We start from the raw sequence: 22,078 nt of genomic DNA, 5'->3' as shown, positions 1-22,078 counted from the left end.
GTCAATGCTTGCGAGTATGCCTTTCTATTATCTTAGTATGTTGGGAATGTTTTTTCTAAAACATTAGCAACAATAAGCAATATTTAAGAGAAGCTGAAGGATATTAAATATTAAGCATTGACGGAGTGTGAGGAAAATCAGTCATAGTTCAACAAAAGAGAATGATGAACAAAAAGAACTGGTATTATCCCCTCAAGGTAGACAGTAAAAAAAGAGTTCATGATATCATGGACTCATTACTGTTGACCGGAGGGGATTTTTCATGCCACCAAAGAAGGGACAGGTCTTTACTCGTTATAGCGAGGATACGAAGAAAGAGGCTGTTCGCTTGCGTTTGGAAGAGCAGTGGAGCTATCAGGAGATAAGAGAAAAGCTGGGAATTAAAAGTGATGCACAGATCATCAGTTGGGTACGTAAGCACCAGAGCGGAGAATCGTTTGAGGATTATCGTGGGCTGTTTTTCGCAAGTCAAAAATACAGAGAATCGCTGCGGATTTGTGCATAGGCACGGCCAACGCTGAAGATTATGACGATCTCACTCCGGATAGCGCATTTCGTAGCCGGTAGCTCTCGCCGGTGAAAGCCAGGACGTGTGCGTGGTGAACGAGTCGGTCCACGAGCGCTGCTGTCAGTCTGGCATCTCCAAACACCGTGTTCCACTGGCCAAACTCAAGGTTAGAGGTGACAATCACACTCCTTTGCTCATAGCATTCGGAGATGACGTTAAACAGTAGTTCAGCTCCGTCTTTGTGAAAGGGCACAAACTGGATTGTCAACACTAAACTAGACAACTTTTTTAAGGTGTTCAAGTTTGTACTCGACAGGAGTTAGATAACCGAGTGAGCCATGGATTCTGATATGATTGTACCAATGCACGTAGTCGGATAACTCCAGCACTAGTTTTTCTAAACTTTCAAAATGCCGACCTTTAACAAACTCAGTTTTAAAGATTTTGAATGTTGCTTCGGCTACTGCATTATCATACGGACAGCCTTTCATACTAAGGGAACGCTTGATACGGAAAGCTGTCAGTGCTTCATCTATGAGCTTATTTTTAAACTCATTTCCACGATCGGTATGAAACATTTGAATCCTGTTTAAATCGGTCTGAATGGATGCAATCGCCTGGTAAACCAGCTTTGCATCTTTGCGTGGTCCCGCACTATACCCAATAATTTCTCGGTTAAAGAGATCGACTAATAGACATACGTATTGCCATTTTTGCGCGACTCTCACGTATGTCAGATCACTCACTACAACTGCCAGTTGTTCTCTCTGATCAAATTGTCGATCAAGCTCGTTTGTCACGTTTGATTCATTGCAAGACGCTACGTGAAGCTTGAACTGAGCCACGGTATACGATGACACAAGTCCGTTTTCTTTCATGATTCTGCCAATTCTCCGCCGGGATACGATCAAGCCCTTCTTTTTTAACTCCGTCTTAATTTTACGCGTGCCGTAGTTATGGCGGCTGATGCGGAAGATTCCCGTAATCGTTTCGACCAGTTCATCTTCGGAGTGTTTTTCCTGTGCCTCGTAGTAGTATGTACTTCTTGGTAATTGGAGGACTCTGCACATTGCTGATATCGAGTATTTGTGCTGGTTGTTCCGAATCACATTTACTTTCGTCCTAGTATCAGCGCAGCTTGCTTTAAAATATCGTTCTCCATTTGCAATTGTTTATTTTCTTTCCGCAATTTGATAAGTTCCTGTTGCTCGGGGGTAAGGTTATCCTTCTCTTTGAAAGAACCAGATGTTTGACTCTGTTTGACCCATTTGTCAAGCGCAGACGGTGTTAATTCATATTCACGAATGATATCCTTTCTTGGCTTTCCATTCTTATAAAGCTGAACCATCTGTTCTTTAAATTCAGACGTAAATGTCCTTCTTTCTTTTTTCGTCATAGTAGATTCTCCTCAGATATGTTAGTAGTAGTCTACTTGACCTTAATTTTCCTGTCTAGCTAAGTGTAACCTGTCCATATCAATAAATATAGCGCTCGTGGTCCAGAACAAACATTAATGCCTACTGAAGTGATGGAATTAAAAGGAAACCAGTTTGAAGTAACCCAAAGTTTAACCAGATCTAAATCTTAAATGATCCTTTGCTCGTTCTTGTGGTATTCTCCACTCCTCAATTGTCGCAGGTTCATTCCCCCTCCCCCGGGTACAAACGTAATGTTTTGTATTACAAGGGACTTACACAATTGAATTGGGCTTACTCCCTGAGGTAATGCTAGGCAATCGCCCATTCGTAATAATGGGCAACAGCATAGGTATAGATTGTGTTCAGGTAACGAATTGAACTCCTTGCTGTATCAATCCTTGCATGGGATTTTTAATTACTACCTCAGGAGGTGCCACATGGCAGATGAGTTTGTGGATCGGTCATTAGAAGAAATTCGCTTTTGGTCTCGCATAATGAAGGAACATTCCCTCTTTTTGAAATTGGGTTTCAACTGTGATGACACCAAGTTAATTAGCGATGCAGACCGCTTTTACGGGATCTTTGAAGATATTGAAAACCGCGCTCACTCCTTTTCCCGGGATGTAGATCCGCAAAGAATCTACGATTTTAACCAAATCGTGCACAATGCCGTTTCTCATATTTGGACTTTTAAACGACACGTTCTCGGGTTAATCATTCGTTGCAAGATCGGCGGAAACAATTTCCCTTTGTTGGTTGACCATGTTAGTAGAGAAGCTGCATATTTCAAAAATCGTTTAGAACAACTGAATACCGGAAACCTTGATCCACTGCCTGATGCTGTTATTAATGAGAATGTCTTTTTCCTGAAAATCATGGCCGATCATGCAAAATTTATAAACCACCTGCTTGATCCATCCGAAAGAAAGTTGGTGGAACAAGCGAGAGATTTCAGTCATGACTTCGACCAACTTTTATTTCAGGCACAAGATCTTGACTCCATGCGCCCCCAATCCCAAACTCGGCCTCTTCTCGATCAGTTCGTTGACCAAAACCGTGTTTCAGTCCGGCAATTACGCGACTTTAAGAAAACGGCGTATGAACTTATTGAAGCTTGTCGCATCAAAAGTATTATCCCTCCATTGCTTGCCGATCACGTCTTTCGGGAAGCCTCTCACTTCCTTGAAATACTCGATGCCTTTGATGTTGCTTTATCGCATTCAAAGTAGCTCATGGTAACTCCCCTTTTGGGGAATTTGTAATTCTTTTGATATACAATCGTGTGGTTTGTGCCCGGGAGCTGCAGCCCGGGCCTCCATCTTTACGCCACTGCTTGCTGCGCCGCCTCCGCCAGAAGTGAGTCGATACCGCCCCCGCCTTTCGGGATTTACCTGAGGAACCAAAGCTTTGAGCGGACGACTTACGTAGGACGAGCGGTACACTTCTGCCCCTCCCCTGTTTGACATAATGGAGCGTAAGTTAAGCCTTGCGCTTTGCTTGGCTTTTCTTTTTACGATACAGCAATTGGCGCTGACGCCTTCGATCACCGGAGCGGCCGTCTTACAAGTAAACGTATGACAGTCTGGATGGTCGTAAAAACTCTTGTTGTTATGACAAATGACCTCCCGACCGAATGAAGCAACTGTTCATCTGTCAGATGATCTGGTTGGCAGCTTTGATTGCCCAAATATTGACGAAACCCAGCTATTGCCTTCACTCGCTCCTCGCTCATCTTGTCACCTCATCATCATTTACCTTTCCTCGATGAAATGAACAAACGGACAGCAGTGGCTTTTAGCGGGGTGAAAAAGGGAGTAAAATAATCCGTCCCCAACAGCCCAGCATAGGGCCCAATGCTCTACAACTCCTGAAAATGACGAAAACCCCTGGTTTCCCAAGGGTTTCAACGACCTTATGTTTGGTGGAGCATAGCGGGATCGAACCGCTGACCTCTACTCTGCCAGTGTGGGGGAGGGGAGAGGAGAGATACGAAAAAAACGGAAGAAAGCCTTGCGGGGCAAGGCTTTCAAACAGTTAGTTTCATTTTCGTTCGAGGTTTCCGAGAAGCTAAAAAACGGAAAGGTGTGACCAAAATATGCTCTACATGCGGGAACATTGGCCTTTTGGTTCCCATCTGACGTGTTGAGCTAAGGCCTTGATTTATAAGAGTTTTCTCCAGTCTCACTTAGTTCTATTTGAATGCCTTCTTGATTGAAATGACAGCTTTCGTCCCCAATTCGTCCCCCCAAACCCTTAACCTTACTTCCCTCCTGTCAAGATCCATCAAGCCATATCTGCATGTTTCCACGGGTAAATGAAAATTCGCTCGTGTCAAGGTTATTCTAACCTGCATTCACCACAGCATATATCGGATATTTTTTTCGTCTTGACTTTGATCAAACATTTTATTTACTAGGTTCCACTGGTAACCGAAAATGGAGATAAGTCATCAATTTATAGCTTATTAGTGCAAATTACTACAATAAAACTTGTCAACAGAACTGTTATATTCTAATATATAGAAAGAAAATTACGTACGTAATAGAGGTGTTTTCCATGGATGCTACCTTTAGCTATAATTTTCCTGCTATACGCGGAATCCAAGCTGGTAATGAATATTACGTCGTTATGTGCCCTCTACGACTAATTCCAAGAATTTTCTTATTCGATGAAGAAGAAATTCCTCCTGAGCATCGTGCTCAACGTTCTTTGAATAAAGCGAGAGTGCCAGATATCTACAACTACATACTTAATAATCCCAATGATTATGTTTTTTCTTCCCTAACAGCTTCTGTAGACGGTAAAATGTTGTTTTCACCTTATTCTAATGATCCTCAATTTAAGGATATCGGTAGACTTTCAATTTCACTAGATGCCCGCTTTCTCATTAACGATGGACAGCATAGAAGAGCAGCAATTGAGGAAGCTCTAAAAGTTATGCCCGAAATAGGTCAAGAAACGATTTCAGTAGTGTTTTACCGAGACGAAGGCTTAATGAAAAGCCAACAAATTTTTGCTGATTTAAATCGTCACGCGGTGAACACGACTTCTTCACTAGGAATCCTATACGAACATCGTGATCAGTTAGCCAACTTAACAAAGGAGATCATTGCAAAAATTCCTCTGTTAGAGCGTTACACCGACAAAGAGAAGCAGTCGCTCTCCAAGCTTTCTCCCAAAATATTTGCACTGAGTAACATTTTTCAGACCAACAGCCGCATTCTTAATAAAAAGAAAGGCGAATTTATCTCAAATGCGGAGAAACAGTTTTTAGAGGAATTCTGGTCTGAACTGTGTAACTCCATGGTCGAATGGCAGCAAGTATTAAAAAAACAGCTTTCTCCTGCTGAACTTCGGTCGAATTATATAAACGCTCACGGTGTCTTTTTAGAAGCAATCGGAATTGTCGCCAATTATCTCTATAATAATCACCCAACTGACTGGACTGCCTATATTGCTAAGCTATCCTCCATCGATTGGAACAGAAGCAATATTGCCTGGTTGGGACGCGCCTTTGGACCAACAGGAAGAATTAATAAAAACAACGATACTATTCAATTGACAGCAAATTTAATCAAAAAATACGTAGGCATCCCCCTTGGAGAGCACGAACTAGCCATCGAAGACAAATTAAAAGTAGGGTGAATCATATATGTTATTTGATCTAATCAATAGTAAAGACAGAATTTCAGATAAGATTGCACAAATCCAAGAAATATATCTGCAGGATGACCGCCCATGGGTTGTTGGTTTTAGTGGTGGAAAAGACTCTTCCGTTGTGGTTCAGCTCGTGTTTCATGCGCTAGCGACTCTTCCACTGGAAAAACGAATTAAAAAAGTCTTTATCATCTCCTCTGATACGCTTGTGGAGACTCCTCTAATAATCTCGTCAATTAACGCTACCCTTTTAAAAATTCAGCAAAAGGCTGTCGAGATGAATCTTCCTATTGAAACGCATAAGGTAAAACCACTCATGGAGAAAACATTCTGGGCTTCTCTCATAGGAAAAGGGTATCCTTCTCCCCGCCAAAAATTCCGTTGGTGCACTGACCGGATGAAAATTGATCCAGCGAACAGCTTCATCCTGGATAAAGTTTCTCAATTTGGTGAAGTGATTATGGTTTTGGGCGTTCGCGACTCTGAAAGTGCTACACGCGCACAAGTGATGGAATCCCATACGGTGGATGGGAAAATTTTGATGCGACATTCCAGTCTATCCAATGCCTATGTGTATGCACCCATTCGTGACTTCACGTTGGATGATGTATGGAACTTTCTGTTGAGTAATGATGGGAAAACACCCTGGGATACCGACAACTATGAGCTGCATGCGCTTTATCAAAACTCTTCTGGTGGGGAATGCCCCCTCATTGTTGATAAAGAGATCAAAGAAAGTGCAGGTTCTTGCGGAAACAGTCGGTTCGGATGCTGGGTTTGCACCGTTGTGAAAGAAGATAAGGCACTAAAAGGGTTTATCGAGAGTGGTGAGAGTTGGCTAACTCCCCTTTTAGAGTATAGAAATTGGCTTTCTGAAATACGTGATAATCGAGAATATCGGGAAAAACACCGGATGAATGGTAGCATTTATTTCGTTGGTGAAGGAGAAGAAAAAGAGTTAGGCCTTGGCCCGTTTACGTTAGAAGCAAGAAAAGAGATATTGAAAGAACTATTAAAAACCCAAAAAAGACTCAACAATCCATACGATGCTGACTACAAACTGATTCAAGAAGAGGAATTAAAAGTGATTCAAAAATATTGGTTTGAAGACGGCGATTGGGATAATAGTGTTCAACAGATCTATCAAGAGGTTATGGGTGAGGGCCTAGACTGGGAATCGGATGAACGGCCATTGTTCGAAAGGGAACAACTCACAGATTTAGAGTTACTATGTGAAGCTAACAATGTACCTTTCGATCTCCTCAAAAAACTAATTGGTATCGAAAAAAGCTATGTTGGATATAAAGTTCGACGTGGTTTACTGCAAGATTTCGATAAAACGCTTAATCAAGATAAACTACACTATGGGAAAGTAGAAGGGTTTAAAGATGAAGTTTAACCGTTTGCGTATAACGAATATCGGAGCATTTTATGGCAACTTTGATTTTGATTTGCGCACCTTTAATGCAAATCAAAATGTCGTATTATTTGGTGGAAAAAACGGTGCTGGAAAAACAACCATTCTTGAAAGTATTCGTCTCGCATTGTTTGGCCCCTTGGCCTATGGATATAAGACAGAAAGTGTTCCCTATTTCGATAAAATTTCATCGAAATTAAATTCATATGCAGTTAAAAATCGCGAGAATAAATTTCAAGTGATTCTTGATCTCGAACTCGTTGAAAATCTCCAAAGAAATGTCTACGTTCTTCGTAGAAGCTGGCAACTAGAGCGTGACACCATCAAAGAAGATCTGGAAATTATATGCAACCAAAGGATCCTCTCCAGTCAAGAAAAAGACATTTTCCAAACCAAATTACGCGAGGAAACTCCCCCTCAATTATTAGAACTTTGTTTGTTTGATGGAGAAAAAGTTGCACAAGCCATTTCCGATGAAATTTTGTCCAGTTATCTACAAGAAACAGCGAAAGTGATGTTTAATCTTGATCTCTTTGAAAACTTGGAGACCGATTTAAAAACCTATTTAAAACAAGACGCGATCCAAGAAACCTTATCTAGCGATCAGCAAAAAATCTTAGAGTTAGAAAACACCCTGCAAATGCTAAATAAACAACGTGCGCTCATCATGCAGGAACAAGTAGAAATTGAGACAAAAATCGAGGAAAATCAATCTTCACTCGAAAACAGTGAAAAACAATTTGAAATCCATGGCGGATTACTAAAAGAGCAGCGAGATTCTTTAATTAATCAGATGAATGATATTGAGCAAGAAAGAAGAGCAATGATGGATAAAAATAGAGACTTAATCTCAACCCTTCTCCCCTTTGCTCTTGTGAAAGATATACTCCACGATGTCAATCGCCAAATGGAAAATGAAACAAAGCTTGAGATTATCGAAGGTCTTAAACAAATGACTCAACAAAGCGATTTCGATCACATCCTCCAGAATTTAACTCGGAAAGGGGTCATTCTGGCACAGAAGGAAACGGCTGCAGCATCCGAAGCACTTTACACAGAGTTCCTCGGACTACTTTCTATTGAGTCATCTGAACCCATTCATCGAGCTTCTTATCAACAAAAAGCCGAAATTGTATCCATTAGCAATCAGGTCAATCAGTTTGATCCGAAGGAAATTTCCGACAATATCAAAAGAAATGCAAAAATGATCAAAACGATACAAGAGATTCGGCAGAAAATTAATGAGAATGATATGACGAGCGAACTTCGGGACCTTCTGGAAAATATTAATGAAGCAAAGAATCGAAACATCGCATTGCTTCACAGAAAAGAACAATTAAACATAAGCCGCTCCGATCTGGAAGAACAGATTCAAAAGGTAACGAACACTTATCTTAAGTTAAAGGAGAAATTGATTCATTCCAGAAAAGCAGAAAATATCTTTGCCATCACCAAACGTGTTCTGGATGTGAGTAAAGAATTTCGTCGCCTTCAGATGCAGAAAAAGTTGCAGGATGTGGAGATTGAGGCAGCACGTATGTTGCAACTCTTGTTCCGCAAAGAACTATTTGTTGTCCGGGTATTTATTCATCCAGAAACGTTTCAGCTAAAGCTATTTAACTCAACCAATGAAGAAATTAACAAAGAAAGTCTCTCTGCGGGTGAGAAACAATTACTTCTCTTATCGACGATTTGGGCAATGGCCCATTGTTCTAGAAGACGTCTTCCATTCGTCTTTGATACGTTACTCGGTCGACTTGACCAAACACATAAGAAAAGTATCATCGAGCATTTGATTCCTCGTTGCGGCGACCAGGTCATTATTCTTTCAACTGACTCTGAAATTGATGAAGAGCATTACAAACTCATTCAACCTGCAGTTGTTTCAACCTATACGATTGAATATAACACACAAAAGTCAACCATTGAGGTTGGTAAGCATTTCTTTACCTTCTCGAATCCTTTGGAGGACAATAGCCATGCAATTTCGTCTTAAAACATCAAAAGCAACAGCGGACCGATTAAAAGATCTACAGAACGCTACAGGTTTAACGCCGAATATCTTGGCTAGGATTGCCGTCGCATTATCGCTGAAAGAGCCCCAACCCGTTAGTCCCATCGTGAAAGATGTAAGTGGACTGGAATTCAATCGAAATACATTGACTGGTAGTTATGATTTTGTTTTTAAAGCTTTGATTAGCCAACGCGAAAAAAGGGAACTATCAGATGAAGACTACTTTCCCGTTCTTTTTAATGCACATCTTGAGCGTGGATGTAAACTCCTAGAAAACGAATATAATTATGCTGGCAATAGTCAGAAACTGATTACAAACCTTCTTGATAAAATACCAGGGGGCAGCGATTAAATGATCTATTTTGACAATAGTGCAACCACCCCTGTTCATCCGGAAGTATTCGATGCAATGCTTCCATTTTTTAAAGAAGAATACGGAAATCCCTCTAGTAAATATTACACTTTGGCAGAAAATGCAAAAAAAGCGGTAGAAGAAGCACGGTTTCATATTGCCGAGTTACTTAAATGCGATCCGGATGAGGTTGTTTTCACTAGCGGAGCAACGGAAAGTAACAATATGGTACTAAAAGGGTATCTGGATACGCGTAGTGGGGTACGTATAATAACTACGAAAACGGAACACCCTTCCGTTCTCGATACTGCTCAATATCTCGAATCTCATGGTGTCAAAGTCCATTACCTTGATGTAGATACCTATGGTTTTTGTGATGTAGACCAGTTAGATACGTTATTAGAATCTGATCACCACCTGAAAACATTGGTTAGTGTTGTATGGGGAAATAACGAGATTGGAACGTTAAACGATCTCTCGACCATTAGCAGTATATGTGCAAAGCATGGCGTATCTCTACATACAGATGCTACCCAAGTAGCTGGTAAAGTAGAAATAGACCTATCATCCCAAGTCATTACGTTTTTATCGCTCTCTTCTCATAAAATACATGGTCCAAAAGGCATAGGAGCATGTATTATTAAGAAAGACGCACTAGGTATTCGAACAAAACTTACACCACTATTGCACGGTGGTGGACAAGAATTTGGGTATCGAAGTGGTACATTAAATGTTCATAACATCGTTGGGTTTGGAAAAGCCGCTGAAATAGCGAAACGCGATCTCCGCAGCACGATGAAACACCTTGCCGAGCTCGAACAATATCTCTTGCAAAAATTACATGAAAAATTAAGTGGAATCCTTCATTTGAATTCTCGGGCAGCTACGAAAATACCTGGAATCGTAAATATTCGCTTCGAAGGTGTAAACAACGAACTCCTTGTGAAGAAACTAGCTGACCACTTTGCCATATCGACAGGATCTGCTTGCAGCTCAAGTAAACCATCTCATGTTCTTCAAAGCATTGGTTTAACCCTGGATCAAGTGCGTTCTTCTGTTCGGATCTCGCTATCTCGTTTTAATACGCGAGATGAAATCGATCTCTTTATTGACACATTGACCCGGTAATACATTCAGGGGGGACTCCCTTCCCTCCCTTTCTATAACTGACTACTTACGATTTGGGGTGATCACAACTTTTAAGCCCCAAAATTGGATTTGAGACATACCCCCTTATCTTGTTAAGCTGATATCAGAAGAACAGAGGGGGATATTTTTATGCAACGGAGACGCTATTCAATCGAGTTCAAACAACAATTGATCCAGGAAGCCCACGAAGTAGGAAACGCTAGCCAAGTAGCCAGACGGCATGGGATAGACCCTAAAATGCTGTATCGATGGATACGTGACTCCAAACACGCAGATTGGCAGAATACGTCTTCCGAAGCTAAAGCTGTAACAAGCTATACACCAAGTCCAGGAGAGTTTCGGGAACTGGAAACGGAGAATGATAAACTGAAGAAATTACTGGGAGAAAAGGACTTGGAAATCGCGATCCTTCGTGATCTTGTAAAAAAGGTGAACCCAGCTTATCGGACAAAATGGAGATAGCCGACAAGTGGATACAGCTGGGGTACACAGCCAAACTAGTGCTACGTATTGTCGGCATCCTGGAAGCAACCTACTATTACCGAAAAAACAAAGCCTCCCAAAAACCTCGCGTTTATCACAGAGGAAGACCTATACCCGGTTATTCGTTGTCAAAAGACGGACAACCTGTCAGTGACGAACAAATCAAAGAATGGCTATCCGAGCTGATTGCCGATGAAGAATCTGCTTATGGATATCGAAAGCTTACCGTCTGCCTACGGCGAGACCACCAACTGGTCATCAACAAGAAAAAGGTTTACCGCTTGCTGAAAGAAGAAGAACTCCTGCAACCACAACGACAAAAGAAAAGGAAACATCCTCGAAAGTTGGCAAACAACCGAGAGATTACCGCTCCGAATCAATTGTGGGAGATAGACGTAAAATACGGATTTATCGTAGGAGAACAGCGTTTCTTTTTCCTGATGAGTCTCATTGATGTCTATGATCGAGCGATCGTGGACTACCATTTCGGACTGACCTGCGAAGGAAAACATGCTGCTCAGATTCTCCAACGTGCTTTGTGGAAACGGCAGCAATTCAATTGTGATGATCGCCCTGTTATCCGTACGGATAACGGTCCACAGTTTATTAGCCATGCCTTTGAAGAAGCCTGTCAGCATTTCCAAACGGTGCATGAGCGAATTCCTCCAAAGACACCCAATAAAAACGCTCACATTGAGTCATTTCACAGTGTTTTGGAGAAAGAATGTTTGCAGCGGAATGAATTTCAGAGCTATCAAGAAGCCTATGAAATCGTGACAAACTATCTGCTCTTTTATAATCAGCGACGGATTCATGGAAGCTTGTACGATTTATCACCTGTAGAATTTGGTAAAGCCTTTGCCTTGCAACTCATTACACCATTTGTTGTGAAAGTGTAGTATGGCAAAGGATTGCAGAATGATCCCTACTTCAACCTAGCTGACAAGCAGGAAGGAAAACGTCTGGGGTCAAGTGATCTCCTTGACGCTAGGCGTTTTCCTTCCTAGACTCCTAGGTGGTTGAAGGAGGGAAGAAGCATATGAAAATGCGAGAATAAGGGAGAAAGACTCAAATTTTAAGGGGTTAAACCGACAATGAATAAGTTTAAAGAGAAAGAGTTACAACTTCTTTCTACGCTTTGTAGTGAGAATAAGATACCAACAAAGTTAGCCTATGAAATCATTAAATCGGCCGTAAAATTTTCATATGAAAACCTTTCTCCAAATGCACGAAAAAAAGAGTACTTTGATTTAATCGATTTCTATTCCAAGAAAAACTAGGGTGATAAATATTGTTATTAAAAAAGTTGCTCTTTGATAACTATAAAACCTATTATGGCCGCCAAGAAATTGACTTTTATATCCCAAAACAAATACGAGAAGAACAAGGAAAAAACATTATTCTGCTTGGTGGATTAAACGGGGCAGGAAAAACAACTATTCTCAAAGCCATCCATTATTCGTTATTTGGCAAAAGAGGGATCTCCGACGCAGAACATAAAAAGCTATTCTCCAACGTGATTAACAATGTATTCTTCGATGAGGGCGGTAGAAGTTGTTCCGTTACACTCATTTTAGAAACTGATAGTGGTGAAGATTGGGAACTAAAAACGCAATGGAACTTTGATCACAATAAACGATGCATTAATGAAAATCGGGAAATAGCGATTCGAAAACCTGGTGTAAAAATTCCTAAACAGGCTCATATTGAAAACATAGAGGCATTCAATCGATTCATTGATAAAATGATACCTTTCCACGCAGCTCCTTTTTTTATCTTTGATGGTGAAGAGATCAAAGATATTATTATTCGACAGGATAGCAGCGAAATGAAAGAAGCGATTCATAAAATTACTGGGCTAGAAGCCTACAAGCAACTACTTAGCGATTTAAGCTCTATGAAAAGTTCCTTGGAACAAAATCTAGCCAAAGCAGTCAATCAAGAAAAGTTGAAGAACGTTCAAGAAGAACTGGCTAATACGGAACAAGAAATGGAGACACTTGAAAAGAGAAAATCAGAGTCCATCGCAGAGAAGAATAAGCTAGAAGCTCTCATTCGCGAAGCGAAAACAAGCCGTAATGAGAAAATTGCAAATAACTCTAAGTCGAGAGAAGTCATCATAAAGAAACAGGCTCAGCTCTCTACTCAATATCAGATCGAAACTGAAGAGTTCGCCACATTATTTAAAGAAAATGCCTTATCGATTATCTTATCAGAGAAAATTGTTGCCCTGAAAAAACGCCTGAAAACGGAACATGATTCAAAACAAAGACGCATTATCCAAGACTCTGCCTTAGTTCCTTATCGAAACTTTATTAACCAATTGTTTGACACCCCTATTTCTCCTCCACTGTCAGATGTTCAATTATCGCAAATTAAAAGTATGGGAGAAGAAATTTGGGCGAAGGAAAACAATATTACATTGGAAGTTAGTAACATTGAGGAAATTCATGATATTACACATTCCGAGTATACTTATCTGATGAATCTCCCCGTCCACGATCGGCACAGAATCGTATCTTCCATCAATAAAATCGAAAAGCTTTCTACACAATTATCGGACATCGAACAAGAACTGCGTACCGCGCCAGAGTCTGTCGATATCTCGGAAGAAAACCAAAAAATTGATACGTTAACGAAGAAATTAGGAGAAATCGATTTAAAACTCCGAAACATTCAAGCAAAATTAAATCGATCTAAAGAAACAAAAACGAACCTTTTAAACCAGTTGACACGAGTCTCTGACCAAAATAATGATTACGCAGATCTTACGAACCGATTAGAGTATGTCAATCGATTAATTAAAACGATCAATCAATACGTAAGCGAGATGACACATTTAAAGGCCGTCTTTATTAAAGAAGAGTTTGCATCTATGCTGAATAAATTATTTCGAAAACAAGATGAGTTTGGCGTCATCGAATTTGACATACAAACCTATAGCATCAAGCTCTATAATGATAAGTTGCAAGAAATCAGTATCCAGGAACGTTCTGCTGGTGAAATGCAGATGATTGCCTCTTCGCTTATTTGGGCATTAACCAAAGCGTCTGACCTTTCTTTACCCATGGTAATTGACACACCTCTTGGACGACTGGATAGCTATCACCGGAATCACTTAATTAACTATTACTATAAAGAACTAAGTGAGCAAGTCATCATTCTCTCAACTGACACAGAAATTAGCCAAGATTACGTTGATTTGATGAAAAACACCTCACATCGTCAGTATCTACTTGATTATGATCAAAATCGAAAATATACGATTATTCGTGACGGTTACTTTGATTTCGTAAAGGTGTGAAATAACGATGGCGACTAGAAGAATGTCTCTCTCTGGAACCGGCAAAGAAATTCTAGATACACTGACAGAAGCATTGGAAATTGATCGTCCAACGGCCATAAAAATCGCGCTTGCGAAAGGCATTTCAAAAGCTTCCGGCCGCGTTAACGAAGACTTTAAGGATCATTTACCGAAGTGGACGATCCCCGATCATCTCATCAAAGAACGTGAGTTTTTATTATTTCGTCAGCTCATAGTAAACGAAGCGCAAAGTGGTCTCGATGAAGATCTCTTACACCAATATATGCTTGAGTATATTGAATTTGGATTGCGTATGATTAAGAAGCAATTAGAAGAACAGACTTCGATGGAAGATTTTCGGCTCCTCATCCTCCAATAAAAAAGGTGTCCCCATGGGACACCTTTTTTAGATTCGTTCAGATAGGGATGTAATATCAACCACGGTGACAACAGGTTTGCTCAGGTCGCCATCGTCTTTTCGAATCGGACCATGTACAATGCACTGACCTTTTTTCAAGGAAGAAAGTTTATTTTCCCATAGTTTGCGATCTGCCGGAGTAGTGGATAAACCAGCCGCAACATACGAGACTTCCTGTTCTGGCTGAGCAAAATACACTTTCTGGGATGCATTTTGTAAACGAGCGAGTTCGTCTGCTGATAATTGCGATTTAAGGAATTGCGTTGCATACCAAGCAGACAATCCAAATTTTCGCCCTTCGGTAAGAATCCTGGCGGAAGGCGATTTCTCCGAATGATCGAGGTTCTGAGCCTCATCCATAATGATTGGAATCGGTTTGTTTTTGTTTCCGAACCTTACCGCGTAATTCCATAGATCCCATAAGACGAATTCTGTAATAATCAGTTGCACATCTCTAGGATATCCTGTTAACTGAATGACAAACACTGTCCCCTTACCCTCAACAATGTCTTGCCAATTAAGGGGATCCTTGTTACTAAACGGATTTCGATCGATCAAGGGTCGAATTTGCGATAGTGCCGTTTTTGCGTATGTGGATGCGTCTTCTTCGAGAATTTCACGAAGCAGAGGGAGACTCATTTCATCTTGATAACGATCAAGACCAGTGAGAATCGCATCATAAATGGCATTAAGCTGTTGAATTCCCAGCGTCTTGTAAACAGCTGAAAAGACACTTTTAATTCTCTCTGCAACGTCTGTATTGGATTCAGGAAGCGTGATTCCTCCAATGTCCCGAACATTTTTCAAAAATGGATTAATCGGTAACTGTTCGGTAAACACAATCTGTTGCTGTAATTGGGGACCTAGCGCTTGTACGAATTCTGCTTCTAACTGATTCGGTAAAAAGCCTTCCGTGTAGTCGATCACAATGCTAGATATGCCCTGTTTCGCTTTTTCCAGGAGCAAGCATTGCATAAAGTATGTTTTCCCCTGTCCAGAGCTACCCGAAATCAATAAATGGCGATTCGCAATCCCTTTGTTTCCATACTCCCAGTAGATATTCTTATTGGAATTCTCAGCTCTTCCAATCAATATTCTGGTATCCTTGAGAATACCCGCCCCCTCTTCTGCTGGGGGCGTAACAGGGTGGGGCGTTAAAGGCTGACTTCCCACCTCATCCTCTTTCTCCTCCATTACATCCGTTTCACCATCATTACCGAGTTCCGTCACCTCAGGTATATGCTGCTCCCTGTCTTCATCAGTGTCCCCTGCTCGCTGATCAAGTTCCATTTGAGTAGCCGAATCTTCAAGTGAAATGGTTTCCTCTTTTTCTACAGATGTGTCGATAAGGTTTTCTGCGACCATTTCTTCCTCGGATCCTTGCTCATGATTATCCAGCAGTACCAGCATCGGCTCCTGATGAATAACATTCTTAGCATCGTATATGTTGGAGAGTAGTTGTTCTTTTACTAGATCGCCTTCTTTTTCCTGAATCCACTCCCTCATGTCCTCCATGGACTGGATCAAGCCACTATAACCGTCATATTCAGTCAGATTCATATAAGTAACCCCATCCTCAAGATGAGAACTGCGGTGAAAAGCATCTCTTTGGAAAGAGAGAACCGCACCATCACCGATAAATGGATGGAGATGGGTAGCAAGAGTAAACTGATCTTTTAATAACTTTTCGAAGACGGCTTCTGTGAGCTCATAATTTTTCGATTCCCAAAATTGACTTTGCTTAAGTTTATTCGCATTCGAAATAAACAACTGGGCAAAGAAATTCCGATAGAATCTTCTCGTGAAGGCCTTTTCATTGGGATCTCCCAATGCATTCATGATTAACTTTTTGGTACTACTCACTTGTTTCTTTGCTTTATCCAATATTTCGTTTCGATTAAAACCGATTTTCACTTCGACGGGGTAAAAATGCATAAATAATTGTTGATCGCGTTGCTCTAAACCAATAAGTAATAAGTCATCACTGTGACTTCCTTTTACACCAAGATTCTTGGCCGTAAACACACCCTCTGATTTATTTAAGCTAACAGCCCCCGCTACGCGTAAAATCTCTTCTAACGAAATCGGTACCCACAAAATTTCTGGATGATCAAAATAAGCCAAACTGAATTTAATGGCTGAAATGATACTTAATTTCTCACGCGAATAATGTCCCTTGCTGCCAATAATGCGAAGCAACCATTCCCCATTAAAGGTGTTAAAAGCTTTGATTGTATTTTTGACTTTTCCCTCGTCACAACTGACCTCTTTATCTTTGAGGAACTCTTTAATGACAGAGAAGTATTGTTGCGATTTATCGGTGACCGTAATCGCATCGTATCGACTCGAGGAAGAATATTGATCACTATAATGAATTACAACCAAATTCTTTCCGTATTCATGAAAGAATTCAAGGTCGATACTAGGATCCACGAAAGTAACCCAGTATGAAGAGGAGAAAATGGACTCCAGTACTTTTTCATCCGCCGTTGTTGTTCGAGAGAAGATCGCTTCTCCTTTTCGGTACGTATCATTCCCTTCATTCCGGAGGTTTGCACTCAACTCGTTAAAGTAATACGCCATCTGGACCAACAAATTTTTTTCATCCAGGGAATATGCTTTGATTCCAAAACCACTCCGGTAATTCTCTTTTCCCTTCATAGAAGGGACATTTGAGAATAGTCCATCAAGGGAAATCCCCGTAACCATGTCTGCCATCGGTTGTACAGCAAATTGTTCCTGAGCATGCATCTTATAAAACGAAATGTGGGCGTACTTATAATTATCTTGTGTCTGTTGTTTATAGTAAGAAAGACGGGCCCGAATCGTTCTCAGCAGATCTTGCGGTTCATAGTATTTGGATGACAATTTGATATTAAACTTCGATTGGAATTCATCGATTGAATCGGTTCTGGAAAACAAATCAAAAGCACTATCATAATTGTGTTCGCGATACAGCGTGATTTCCACAGTCTTTACAGCATCAATGCCTTTGCTCTCGATTTTATTTAGAATCCAGTTCACGATTCCTCGTAATACTTCATAATCATTTTCAATGTTAATTAAATTGATTTGTAATGGAGCTTTGGATTGCTCACTGAACAAATAACCAAAATGCTCTTCAAACTGGGCAATTTTATCCTCAATGAGTTTGGCCAAATATCGATTAGCATCCGAAACGGTTACTTGATTGACGGGCTTGAAAATCAACCATTCTGTTACTGCACTTTGATTGTCGGGTTTATAGAGTTGTTCCTTGCCTAGATTAATTAACGGAACTAAACTATCCGGTTTTAAGCGATTCAGGATATTATTATCGATCTCCTCATTTGACAAAAGCGAATATAACTGAATCTGAAATGCCACAAGAAGCGGATGGAAGGGACTAAAGTAAATGGTCTGATTGGCAGAGACAACGCCCAACTTAAAGAGATCGCGGCCGCGTTTTCCCGCTGCTTCATTTTCATCAAATGATTTGATCTCGTTCATGTAGGTTATAACGTAATCCTTCGCTCTTTGCATCAAATCTTCATTGTAATGACAGAGACTTGGAATATTTCGCTTTATACGAAAGTAATTCATAAAGCGACTGTAAGCATCCCTCAGCTCACTACTTAAATCAAGATCCACCTGGACTAACATCTCCGACTCGACTTCAGCGCACTTCATACCTTTCTCAATCCAGACATGCTCCCAATCAAAAAACTGTTTGTCTTCGGCGTTCATATAAAACTCTCGATTACCGAAAATCAGTCGATTGTGTACACGTTCAAAATCTAAGCCATTCTCTCTCTTTAATTTCCAGATCCTCTGACTTGTAATAGGAATAGACTCCGGAATTTCGTTTTTTAGTAAAACGGGGATGATGGCTTCCGTCTCTTCAACTTGAAAATTAATTAATAACTCTTCCTCGTCGTTAAAGGCATCTGGTTGAGGTTTGGCAATGATTTTTTCATGCATACTAAATCGAACAAACTGACCGTACTCACTTACATCCATGCTTTTCTCGTTCAAGGCGGATCCGATTGTGATTTCATTTTGGTCAGTTTGGAACCCGATATAGCGATCACTCGCTTCAACTACATACTTTGTCTTATAGGAATCTAAAACATGCTCCTCAATAGGCACAACCGCAATATGAAATTCCGCACCGAGACTCGATTTCTTTTCATGTCTGTAAAAAAACTTCACAAAGGTCGTTTCATTTGCTTTGGCTGTAATTTTCGCCGTGAGATTAATACGTCCGACGTCAACGGTCACGTCTTTTTTGCATGCATTGGGTACTGTCACGTATTGGTCCGATAAACTTTTTATCCCACCTTGAAACATGAATGCAATCGTCAATTCAATTTCACTCTTGTGGTCTGGATTAAAAATAATTAGATGTCGTTTTCGGTGCCCCGCCGCTGTTTCTTTATGCGGTTTATCCCAATATTTCAACCCACCCTTGATAACAAGTTCTTTGACATCTACGGACGTTTTTTTATTGATTTCCTGTCTTTCTTCGTAATACTTATTGACTTCAGAGAAGCTTAGATCCGACCAATCTTCGCCTTTTAATTTTGACGTTCCCGTGGAAGAAAACTTTCTGTCCAGCTCGTCATCTTCATAGCCAAAATCATGGACTTTCCGAACATAGTCAAACAACTCCCGATTTAACTCCATCCGCTTCTTCAGGCTACTCCCGGAAAATGTCGCTAAATCAGGATCTTTAAACAAACCAAATTTCTTAAAGTCTTTATCCTCAATATATCCTCGCGATAGCGTCGTAAATATTTCCTCAAAATCAAAAAAGGTAATCTGTTGAAACATTTGTTCTTGCAGAATCATTTGCATGTTGTCGAGAAGGATAATCTGATCGACTTTATCCAACGCACTGTCTTCAATTTCTTGTTTTAATTTCTTAACGATGGAATGAGGATGGAGAGGCATCCCATCTTTTTGCAAGTCGCTACTTCCACCTTGGATCGAATCCAGTTGTTCAGAAACTACAGTAAACAATGCCGTATTTCGCCAAACATTCTGTTGTTCCCCCACTTGGTTTCGAAGCGTCACCAGAAAGTCTGGTTTTACGGTTTCAGAGGTATTCGCAATAATGAGCTGCACATCGTTGATCTCAATAGTAAACGTGATATAGGGATCGCCAAACTCATGTTTGTAAACAAACTGTTTGACATTTTCTTGGTTTTGCAAGGACTCAACGAGGCTTTGAACATCTTCTGGTTTATCCAATTGCAGATAATATCGATCTCCCGGCTTAATTTGCGTTTCTTTGAAAAAAGACAGTAACGATTCCGTAATATAATCATAGAATTGGTTTGACATACTGTGCATCACCACTATCACTTTTTTTATCCAAGATGTTTAACGTGTCAAATAGTTCAATAATCGCTTTTTTAGAATGGCGGTCGAAAGCAACACCCCGTGCAGCCATTTCATCAAATAGCTTATTTAATGGGATTCTTTTATCTTTTACACAGACTGCTGTAAGCAAGAGAAGTAGATCGTGATTCATATTGAAAACCGTTCCCAAATTCCCACGTACTTTCAGAAAAGTATGTCCGCCCAAATCCTCAATGTTTTTCCCATACTTTTCGCATGTATCTGAGTTCATCCCCTCTTTTAGGCTATTAAATAACGTTTTAATGGCTTCAGACAAAGTAGCGGGTTCCTCTTTTGGAGTAACTTTTTTCGAAAATAGATCTCGATATTTCTCAATCCACTGCTTTAATTCACTCAGATACTGTTGTTCGCTTTCTTCGCCCTGCTTTTTTAATAACACCAATAAATCGTGGTAGGTATGAAATCTAAGGTTTTTGTTTTGTCCATCAGCAATATGGCTTAATTGCGACATGGTATGGACATGGACAAATAGGTCACTTGCATTTTCTTTGATCCATCGAAACGAATTAAAGTCTTCCGCTGCTTTTCTTCTTTTGCTCATCGATTCCCATTCAAGAGCAAAGTAAAATGGAGACGCTGTTTGATAATTTGCTTTTTCAAACGCATCGAATTTCGCTAGTAACTGGCAAACATACATAAAAATGATTCATCACCATAACCCGTGCTAGACATTGAAAAAACGTAGATGTTCCTCTATCGTGAAAGTTGTCCTGACCATCACAAGATAGGAGGAAATCTACGTTGTCTAACCAGTTTACCACAGACTTAATCGGCCTTCCATCGTTTCAACTTTCCCATTGGGACAAAACGACTGAAACCGATTGGGTAGTGACTCTCACTCCCAATCCAGCCTCTCATCTGTGTCCTCTCTGCCTGAAAGAGAGCACCAATCATGCTCGCCCAGGGTACCGTCTTCTTCGTCACCGCTTTATTCCTTCATGGGGTACTGTCTGGGTACGTGTTCCTGTATATCGACAACGTTGCCACGATTGCCAGATCACCTGGACTCTCGAATGGGATGGAATTCCCTATCGAGGAACGGCTACTTTTGCGTTTCGTCAAATGGCCGTTGAGTTGTGTCAGAAGAGGGATTTGCTTAGCGTTTCCAAACAACTCGGAATCTGCTATACGACATTGGAACGGTGGTATTACCAACTGGCTCCTCAGCTTCTCGCTAAGCCCCAAGATCATCTTACGCCTACTATGGTCTGTCTGGACGAGTTTGCTCTCCAAAAAGGACACAAGTACGGTGTCAACCTCATGGATGCACAAAGCGGGCATATCTGGCAGGTTACAGAAGGGCGTTCACGTGAGCAGGTTCGTCAGGCTCTCATGAACTGGCCCTTTGCTACGCCTCCACAGGTTGTTGTGACAGACTTGGCTCCTGGAATGGCTGAGACGGTTCGCGGTGTTTGGAAGGATGCCACGGTAGTAGCGGACAAGTTCCACGTCATTCAGCTCTTCTCCAAATCGTTAGAAGCTGCTCGTAAACGTACCCGTTCGCGGGGAACTCATCGCCGGGGTAGACATGAACAACGTCTGCTCCACACACCTCCTGATAAACTGAAACCTGAGGAACAGGAGGAATTGAAAGCCTGGTTCGCTCAAGATCCCCATTTGGAACGCCTTTACAACGCTCTTCAGCACATGAGAACGGTATATGCAGCTCAGACAGAAGAGTCGGGAAAAGAAGCACTCCAACAATGGATAACCGAGCACCTCACATCTCCCACCTCTGCCGTCCGTTCGATTGCAAAAACAATCGTTCAATGGCGACAGTCGGTTCAGAATTATTTTTCGTTTCGAGTTACAAATGCTCCGATTGAAGGGACACACAACAAAGTGAAAGTCATCAAGCGACGAGCCTATGGGTATCGCAACATCGAGCGGTTCAAGATTCGAATTCGGCTGGAGTGTAAACCAGCCATATAAAAAAGTGAAAAACTACGCTAGAG

The 22,078-nt window shown here is 40.9% G+C and carries 14 protein-coding genes and 2 pseudogenes; 12 read left to right on the top strand and 4 right to left on the bottom strand.

Annotated features, from left to right (window positions below):
- Nucleotides 1–262: 262 nt before the first annotated feature.
- Nucleotides 263–460: pseudogene (locus tag BA6348_RS21860) on the top strand (transposase); the annotation flags it as partial.
- A gap of 64 nt (nucleotides 461–524) precedes the next feature.
- Here BA6348_RS21860 and BA6348_RS21855 read toward each other — a convergent pair.
- Nucleotides 525–764: pseudogene (locus BA6348_RS21855) on the bottom strand (ATP-binding protein); the annotation flags it as partial.
- A gap of 19 nt (nucleotides 765–783) precedes the next feature.
- Nucleotides 784–1,904 (bottom strand): IS3 family transposase gene (locus BA6348_RS21850; protein ID WP_100225778.1). Its coding sequence is split into 2 segments (ribosomal slippage): nucleotides 784–1,655 and nucleotides 1,655–1,904, totalling 1,122 coding nucleotides; the frame shifts between segments, so codons are not numbered across the junction.
- A gap of 459 nt (nucleotides 1,905–2,363) precedes the next feature.
- On the opposite strand from BA6348_RS21850, the gene BA6348_RS21845 reads away from it, so the two are divergent.
- The 10 genes from BA6348_RS21845 (at nucleotide 2,364) to BA6348_RS21795 (ending at nucleotide 14,681) form a co-directional block, all read left to right on the top strand.
- Nucleotides 2,364–3,155, top strand: coding sequence for a DUF2935 domain-containing protein (locus BA6348_RS21845; protein ID WP_122953199.1), 792 nt, complete (start codon nucleotides 2,364–2,366; stop codon nucleotides 3,153–3,155).
- A 1,327-nt stretch (nucleotides 3,156–4,482) separates the two neighbouring features.
- The gene (gene dndB / locus BA6348_RS21840) at nucleotides 4,483–5,571 is read left to right on the top strand and encodes a DNA sulfur modification protein DndB (RefSeq protein WP_122953198.1); all 1,089 of its coding nucleotides are present in this window, start codon (nucleotides 4,483–4,485) and stop codon (nucleotides 5,569–5,571) included.
- Nucleotides 5,572–5,578: 7 nt separating this feature from the next.
- Nucleotides 5,579–6,982, top strand: coding sequence for a DNA phosphorothioation system sulfurtransferase DndC (gene dndC, locus BA6348_RS21835; RefSeq protein WP_122953197.1), 1,404 nt, complete (start codon nucleotides 5,579–5,581; stop codon nucleotides 6,980–6,982).
- Complete coding sequence (gene dndD, locus BA6348_RS21830) at nucleotides 6,972–8,996, top strand: DNA sulfur modification protein DndD (RefSeq protein WP_122953196.1); 2,025 nt, start codon at nucleotides 6,972–6,974, stop codon at nucleotides 8,994–8,996. Before dndC ends, dndD (BA6348_RS21830) begins: the two co-directional genes overlap by 11 nt.
- On the top strand, nucleotides 8,980–9,366 hold the full coding sequence (dndE, locus tag BA6348_RS21825; RefSeq protein ID WP_122953195.1) for a DNA sulfur modification protein DndE: 387 nt from the start codon (nucleotides 8,980–8,982) through the stop codon (nucleotides 9,364–9,366). Before dndD (BA6348_RS21830) ends, dndE begins: the two co-directional genes overlap by 17 nt.
- The gene (locus BA6348_RS21820) at nucleotides 9,367–10,494 is read left to right on the top strand and encodes a cysteine desulfurase family protein (protein ID WP_122953194.1); all 1,128 of its coding nucleotides are present in this window, start codon (nucleotides 9,367–9,369) and stop codon (nucleotides 10,492–10,494) included.
- A 150-nt stretch (nucleotides 10,495–10,644) separates the two neighbouring features.
- Nucleotides 10,645–10,977 carry a transposase gene (locus BA6348_RS21815; RefSeq protein ID WP_005837502.1) on the top strand — a complete coding sequence of 111 codons (333 nt, stop codon included), beginning with the start codon at nucleotides 10,645–10,647 and terminating at the stop codon, nucleotides 10,975–10,977.
- Complete coding sequence (locus tag BA6348_RS21810) at nucleotides 10,968–11,897, top strand: IS3 family transposase (RefSeq protein WP_129552238.1); 930 nt, start codon at nucleotides 10,968–10,970, stop codon at nucleotides 11,895–11,897. The genes BA6348_RS21815 and BA6348_RS21810 overlap by 10 nt, the downstream gene beginning before the upstream one ends.
- A 392-nt stretch (nucleotides 11,898–12,289) precedes the next feature.
- Nucleotides 12,290–14,302 carry a DNA sulfur modification protein DndD gene (gene dndD / locus BA6348_RS21800; protein ID WP_122953479.1) on the top strand — a complete coding sequence of 671 codons (2,013 nt, stop codon included), beginning with the start codon at nucleotides 12,290–12,292 and terminating at the stop codon, nucleotides 14,300–14,302.
- A gap of 7 nt (nucleotides 14,303–14,309) precedes the next feature.
- On the top strand, nucleotides 14,310–14,681 hold the full coding sequence (locus BA6348_RS21795; protein WP_122953480.1) for a hypothetical protein: 372 nt from the start codon (nucleotides 14,310–14,312) through the stop codon (nucleotides 14,679–14,681).
- A 27-nt stretch (nucleotides 14,682–14,708) separates the two neighbouring features.
- Here BA6348_RS21795 and dptH read toward each other — a convergent pair whose 3' ends face one another.
- Together dptH and dptG are read right to left on the bottom strand one after the other, a co-directional pair.
- Entirely contained in the window at nucleotides 14,709–20,045 is a 5,337-nt protein-coding gene (dptH, locus tag BA6348_RS21790) for a DNA phosphorothioation-dependent restriction protein DptH (RefSeq protein ID WP_242507401.1), read from the bottom strand.
- Complete coding sequence (dptG, locus tag BA6348_RS21785; RefSeq protein WP_129552237.1) at nucleotides 20,026–20,760, bottom strand: DNA phosphorothioation-dependent restriction protein DptG; 735 nt, start codon at nucleotides 20,758–20,760, stop codon at nucleotides 20,026–20,028. Before dptG ends, dptH begins: the two co-directional genes overlap by 20 nt.
- 104 nt (nucleotides 20,761–20,864) lie before the next feature.
- Here dptG and BA6348_RS21780 point away from each other — a divergent pair, with 104 nt between their 5' ends.
- The gene (locus tag BA6348_RS21780) at nucleotides 20,865–22,055 is read left to right on the top strand and encodes an ISL3 family transposase (protein ID WP_081592107.1); all 1,191 of its coding nucleotides are present in this window, start codon (nucleotides 20,865–20,867) and stop codon (nucleotides 22,053–22,055) included.
- The last annotated feature ends 23 nt before the right edge of the window (nucleotides 22,056–22,078 follow it).

This window comes from Brevibacillus agri, assembly GCF_004117055.1.
Lineage (GTDB): Bacteria > Bacillota > Bacilli > Brevibacillales > Brevibacillaceae > Brevibacillus > Brevibacillus agri.
The sequence above is the reverse complement of the archived record's forward strand: the minus strand, read 5'-3'. Positions and strand labels throughout refer to the sequence as shown.